Annotated in this window: 4 protein-coding genes and 1 pseudogene; 4 read left to right on the top strand and 1 reads right to left on the bottom strand. The window is 39.5% G+C overall.

The features are described 5' to 3' along the window. Positions 1–2 precede the first annotated feature (2 nt). From VB654_RS18815 to VB654_RS18825, 3 genes and pseudogenes are all read left to right on the top strand, one after another. The gene (locus VB654_RS18815; protein WP_323215333.1) at positions 3–2633 is read left to right on the top strand and encodes a TonB-dependent receptor domain-containing protein; all 2631 of its coding nucleotides are present in this window, start codon (positions 3–5) and stop codon (positions 2631–2633) included. A gap of 341 nt (positions 2634–2974) precedes the next feature. Then, positions 2975–3928, top strand: coding sequence for an iron-siderophore ABC transporter substrate-binding protein (locus tag VB654_RS18820; protein ID WP_323215334.1), 954 nt, complete (start codon positions 2975–2977; stop codon positions 3926–3928). 123 nt (positions 3929–4051) lie between these two features. Beyond that, positions 4052–4259: pseudogene (locus VB654_RS18825) on the top strand (transglutaminase family protein); the annotation flags it as partial. Here the strand turns inward: VB654_RS18825 and VB654_RS18830 are convergent. Continuing rightward, positions 4258–4710, bottom strand: a complete 453-nt coding sequence (locus VB654_RS18830; RefSeq protein WP_323215335.1) for an SRPBCC family protein — start codon at positions 4708–4710, stop codon at positions 4258–4260. The pseudogene VB654_RS18825 and the gene VB654_RS18830 overlap by 2 nt on opposite strands. 337 nt (positions 4711–5047) lie before the next feature. Here VB654_RS18830 and VB654_RS18835 point away from each other — a divergent pair, with 337 nt between their 5' ends. Then, positions 5048–6691: a mechanosensitive ion channel gene (locus VB654_RS18835; protein WP_323215336.1), complete on the top strand. Its 1644-nt coding sequence runs from the start codon at positions 5048–5050 to the stop codon at positions 6689–6691. The last annotated feature ends 211 nt before the right edge of the window (positions 6692–6902 follow it).

Here is a 6902-nt window from a genome sequence, read left to right on the forward strand (position 1 = left end):
ATATGTCTGTAAAGTTGCAATTATTAACAGGACTTTGGTTAACTGGGGTAGTGGCTACGGCTGAACCTGCTTGGGCAATTCCCTCTGTGAGTGAGGTGGAAAAGCCCGCAAATACTCTTGAAGAATTAGTATCTCAAACTGCGACTCCTCAATCCGCAATTATTGTGAATGGGGTGCAGGTGAGTCCAACAGATCAAGGTGTGGAGGTAATTTTACAGACAACTCTTGGGGAAAAATTGCAACTAGTAAATCTCAATGCTGAGAATAACTTTATTACAGATATTCCTAATGCTCAATTGCGTTTACCTAGTGGTGATGGGTTCATATCTGCAAACCCAAGTGAGGGGATTACTGAAATAACGGTTACAAATTTTGATGAAAGTACTATCCGGGTGACAGTTGCGGGTGAGGCGGGTTTACCAAATGTGGAGTTATTTGACAGTTCGGAAGGTCTAATTTTTAGCATTACACCAGTTGTAACATCTACACAGCAACCTCAGCCTCAAGAGATATCACAACAGCCAGAACAACCCCCAAAAGAAACTCAAGAATCTATAGAATTGGTGGTTACAGCAACACGCACGGAAGAAGATGTGCAGAATGTGGCACGTTCTGTAACAGTAATTACACGGGAACAAATTGAGCAACAAGCTAAGTTGACAACCAACTTAGCTGATATTCTGGCCAAAACTGTTCCTGGCTTTGGTTCACCCACTAATCGTAGTAATACGTTTGGGCAAACTTTACGAGGTCGCAATATTTCCGTCTTAATTGACGGTGTTCCCCAAAATGCTAACTTGCAATCAATTCCCGCCGCACTTACAACTATTGATCCCAGTGCGATTGAACGGATTGAGGTGGTTCGGGGTCCGAATGCGATCTATGGTGGTCAAGCTACTGGTGGTGTTGTTAATATTATTACTAAGAGGCCAAGTGGTCAAAGGCTAACTTCTACGACAAACATTGGTTTGGATACTTCCTTGACTCGTTCCGCAGATAGTTTTGGCTATAACCTATCGCACCAAATATCTGGGACAGAAGGCATATTTGACTATACTGCGGGTTTTTCTCTGGTAACAACTGCGGGTTTTTATGATGCAGAAGGCGATCGCATTGCTAATTTTTCAGGTGATGAAGACAGCGAAAAAATCAACATTTTGGCTAAGGTAGGGGTGGAACTATCGCCAGATCAACGTCTACAGTTTAGTTTTAATCATTTTAACCAGCGACAAAATACTGACTTTATTTCTGACTCAGCAATTGATGAGATTCCCGGAATTCAAAAATCTCGCGCTTTGAGGCTACCGGCAGGGACAACAGTGATTGGTGCTAGTGATGGAAGTTTTATCAACAATACTTTACTAAGCTTAAATTACACTAATAACAATATTTTAAATAGTAAACTTCAGGCTCAAGCTTACTATCGTAATTATGGTTTTGGTGGGGGAATTCCTGATGATAACCGTGCTTTTAATTTGAGAGGAATTACCCAATCAGAAGGAGAATCGGAACAGTTGGGTGGAAGATTGCAAGTTGAAACCCCCTTCAATTCTGAAAAAACTTTGAGTTTACTTTGGGGTGTTGACTATCAGAAAGAGCAGAGTTCTCAAAACTTTAATATTTTTGATGGTGATGAATTTGATACGTCAGGGGGTCGGATCTTTCGCAAAATTGATGAGCGGGTTTTTGTTCCCGAATATGATTTTAGGGAATTGGGTATATTTGGTCAGTTGCAATGGGACGTTAGTGATAATCTCCGGTTAAGTGGTGGCTTACGTTATGTGAATATAGGTGTAAGTTTAGACGACTATATCACCGCCAATTTTCCTCGTCGTAATATTCAAGGTGGCGATCGCAGTTTTGATTCTACAGTGTTTAATACGGGAATTGTCTACAAATTTACGCCGAAAATTAGTGTTTTTGGTAACTTTGCTCAGGGGTTTTCTGTTCCCGATTTGGGTCGTGTCTTCCGCAGACCCCCTGGAGGTGTAGTCAATGTTTTGAACTCTTTGCAATTAACAGAACCACAGAAAGTAGATAACTATGAAATTGGCTTGAGGGGTCAATGGGATAATGTCCAAGCATCCCTTGCTGGTTTTTATAACTATTCTGACTTAGGTTCGGCTTTTAATTTTAACCCTGAAACTGATTTTCTAGAAACTACTCGCGCTCCTCAAAAAGTTTACGGTATAGAAGCTGCTGTTGATGTTCAGCCGGCTCAAGGTTGGAGTTTGGGCGGTACAGCGACTTGGATAGAAGGTGAAAATGATGCTAATAATGATGGAGAGTATGTAGCATTAAATAGTATTACAGTTCCACCTTTTAAATTGACAGCTTACATAGAAAATCAAACTCTTCCAAATTGGAGAAACAGACTACAATTACTTTATTCTGGTAATCGCGATCGCGGTTTTGATGATGGTGTAGAAGATGGCAAAATTAGTAGCTTCGTCACAGTAGATTATCTCAGCAGTATTAAACTAGGTGTCGGTGAACTACAAATTGGCATTCAAAACTTGTTAAATAACCAATACTTCCCAGTATATTCACAATACTTTGCGCCATTTTTTGATAGTGCTAATTATGCTGGTAAAGGCATAACTCTAAGCGTTGGCTATAGAATTGTCTGGTAAGTTGGAAAGTTCTCATTGCAAGGTTTACACACAAATCAGGAAATTCTCTTTTGTGTTATAAAACCCCACCCCTAGCTCCTACGGTGCAAGTACAAGTTCTGTCTGTCTGCATTTGAGCCTGTTTTACCCCTTAAATCCGCAAGTTTAGGGGAATTTAAAAATTCTTGTTCCCCCACAATTTGGAGTTAGGGGGCGATTTGATTACTTGTGTGTACACCGTAGGATTTACAGTTAAATTTTGTTTTTAGGGCGGCAAACTCTGTTTCTTTTAGAATATGTGTACATGGTAGCTTTACTCAAGAAATTTTTAAATCTCAAATTAAAATAATTTTTCATAGATTATGCAAATAAAATTTTGTTTTTTTCGTAAATTCAAACTGTTATTATTCAGTATTGCCACAAGTTTAATTGTCATAGGTTGTGGAATAAATAATACAGAAACCTTGAATTTAACCCCTATCGATATAACCCCAGTGCGGTTAGTCAGACACGCTATGGGTGAAACAAAAGTACCTTTGCATCCCCAGCGAATAATTGTTTTAGGGGGCTTAGATAATGTTTTAGCTTTAGGAATTAAACCTATAGGAGCCACAACATTAGGGGACAACAATTTCCTTAAATATCTAGATAATTTAACAGACGGAATTGAGAAAATTGGTACTAATGGTCAACCCAATTTAGAAAAAATTTTATATTTAAAACCAGACTTGATTTTAGGTCTAGCTTGGGATGCTGATTTATATAGACAATTATCAAAAATTGCACCCACAGTTTTAGCAGATGGTGATATTAGTTGGAAGGAATGGTTAACAAAATTTGCTGAGGCAGTGGGTAAAACAGAAAAAGGTGAAACTCTACTGCGGGACTATGACCAAAGAATAGAAAAATTACGTCAAATAATGGGTGATGATCTGGCAAAAACTCAAATATCTTTAGTGAATTTTTGGGCAAATTTTACTCGAATTTATATGAATCATTCTTTTGGTGGCTCAATCCTTCAAGAAATAGGTTTATCTCGTCCTTCATCTGAAGACAAAGCAAAAAATCACGAAAATATTTCATTAGAATTAATTCCTCAAATCGGTGGTGATGCTATTTTTCTCATACTAGGAGGACACAATGAATCAAGGTTACAACAATTTATTAATCATCCTTTGTGGGCGCAGTTAAAAGCCGTACAAGAAAATCGGGTTTATCCAGTTACAAGCGATATATGGATTGCTTCATGGGGAATTATTGGAGCCAATCGAGTTTTAGATGATATTTTTAAATATTTAGGAGGAGAAAATCAATAGGCATTTCTAATTAATTCGACAAGATTTAAATATTTTTGTGTACACTGGAGTAAGTCAGAGGATAAAGTAATCAAGGGGAAAAACTTCAACTCGACTCAGGATTTGCTTATGAATTTCTCTTAGTATGACCCCTGTCATAGCTTTTTAAATGATGTAATTGACCGCCGCATGGAGATTCCGATTACTTTGTCGCTGGTTTACCTGGAAATTGCCCGCCGGATTGATTTTTTTATGGTGGGTGTAGGAATGCCAGGACATTTTCTGATTCGCCCCGATATTCCAGATATGGAAATTTTTGTGGAGTTCTCTTAATCGGGGTGAGGTGATGTTTAATGACTAATGACTAATGACTCTGCAACTCCTTTGAGGCGACGCAGTTGGGCTTGCATATCTTGTTGAGTCCAAGATGCAGCAAAGTTATTGAACCCCCAACCGACTATGGGGTTAGGAATATCGAACTCAAAACGGTTGACAAGATTTGTACCCTGTGCATTGGGTTGACATTCCCAGCGATCGCGCCCTTGGAAAAATCCCTGAAATTCCCAAACAACTAAACCCGGTTCTCGTTCTACAACTACACTTTTCAGGGTGGGTTTAAGTAGAGGAATTTGAATCACAAATAAACTTTGACTACCAACCTCAGTACTCCAGGCTTCGCCAACAGGTTCGCAACATAGGGCAGGATTTAGCCAACGGCGCATAATTGTTAAATCAGTAATGCACCGTTCCACTACTGTAGCTGTGGCATTAATTTGAATTGATTGTTCAAAAGCTTGGGACATTCTATATTTCTAATGCTGTGGCTGTACTCAGAATATCGCAAAATAAAGCACTATTATCACATTATGTCAATGATTTTAGTGTAGTAACAAATATACAAATTAGTCATAAACATTTAACAATATGCGATTGTCTACGGTATTCCTTGACAAAATCAGAATATAAATCAAAAAGTTAGAAAAATATTCTTGAGATCAATTGCTTGCTGCCAATTTACTGGTAAATTAATAAGCAAAACGTGAGTGAACTTACGGGGGCTGAGGATTGTTTCATATCCCGCTTTACCATAAGTATTACAAGTTTTTTTTGGAGACATCTAAACCTTAATACCGGAAAACCATGAACACAACTTGGCAAGGAATAACCCAGTTGATAGACAGTGGTTTATCGATGAGGGTGCAGCATTTTTTGGCACAGTCGCCCAGCTTACCACTAGATCAAGGAAGAGTTAACGAAGGAATTACCGAAGTACAAGGAATTGTCGGACAGTTGGTGGCGTTTACCCCCCGTTTATTAGGGGCGGCAGCACTTTTGTTAGTTGGTTGGCTGATTGCAGCCATCCTGGCCGCAGTCACAAAGAAAATTCTGGATAACACTAAGATAGATAATCGGATTGCTGCGGGGATCACGGGTCGTGAGGATGTTCCCCAGATAGAGAAATTAATCTCTGGCTTAGTTTTCTGGAGCATCATCTTAATTACAGTAGTAGCTGTTTTACAAACTCTGGAACTAGAGGTAGCCTCTCGACCACTGAATAATTTGCTTGACCAGCTAATTGGCTTTTTGCCCAAGTTGGTTGGTGCGGGAATTCTTTTGGGAGTTGCTTGGTTAATAGCGACAATTGTTAAAGTTGTGACGGTGCGAGGGTTACAAGCGCTGAGGTTAGATGAGCGTCTGAATCAAGAAGCCCAAGACAATACACTCAACCTCAACCAATTATCTTTGAGTGAAACCATTGGTAATGCGCTGTATTGGTTTATCTTCTTACTGTTTCTCGTCCCAATTTTGGATACCCTGGCGCTCAGACAGGCGCTAATACCAGTACAATCATTAATTACGGAAATTCTGTCAATTCTGCCCAATATTCTGGCTGCGGGATTAATTGCCACAGTGGGCTGGTTTATAGCTAATATAGTGCGGCGGATTGTCAGTAATTTATTAGCAACCACAGGTGTTGACCATATTGGAAGTCGCGTTGGACTTTCCGCATCTTCAGGAACTCAATCTCTGTCAACTATTATAGGCACAATTGTCTATATTTTGATTTTGATTCCTGTGGCGATCGCATCACTAAATTCCTTGAGAATTGAGGCGATATCTGTACCGGCGATCGCCATGTTGCAGCAGGTGCTAAATACTCTACCCTCCATCTTTACAGCCCTAGCAATTTTAATTGTGTCCTTTTTCTTAGGGCGGTTTGTCTCGGAGTTGGTGACTAGTATCCTCACTAGTTTAGGCTTTAACAACATTTTCACTGTATTGGGTCTACCATCACTAACTACAGTCTCAGAAGAAGCAGAAACACAAAGACCAGCCAGCCGCACCCCATCAGAAGTTGCCGGGATTGTCGCCTTAGTTGGTATTATGCTGTTTGCCACAGTCGCAGCAGTTAATATCCTCAATATCCCTGCCTTGACAGCACTGGTAACAGGGATTTTAATTATTTTGGGACGGATTTTGTCAGGATTAATTGTATTTGCCATTGGTCTGTTCTTAGCAAATCTGGCGTTTCAACTCATTACCAGTTCCGGCGACCGTCAAGCCCGAATTCTGGCACAGGTAGCACGGATTGCCATTATTACCCTAGTCTCTGCAATGGCATTGCAACAGGTTGGTGTTGCCAGTGATATTGTGAATTTAGCCTTTGGACTTTTACTAGGTGCGATCGCTGTTGCAATTGCCCTATCCTTTGGTCTTGGTGGTCGTGATATTGCCCGTGAACAAGTTCAAAGTTGGCTTGACTCTTTTAAAAGTAAAGAATAGTACTTGGTATCTTCTAAACTACCCCCACAAATATCAGAATTGCCCAAAACTTTTCAAACATTGTCTAAGACTTTGAAAGTTAGCAGCTTAGAGCTTGGATGTTTGAGCATAACACTCAATATTTCAAATTTTTAGCTCTAACTTTTAAATTTTTAAATTTTTAAATTAAATTTTTTCCATAACCACTGCTTCACTATTTAAATCTAACCTT

This window comes from Nodularia sp. UHCC 0506, from assembly GCF_034931045.1.
Taxonomy (GTDB): Bacteria; Cyanobacteriota; Cyanobacteriia; order Cyanobacteriales; family Nostocaceae; genus Nodularia.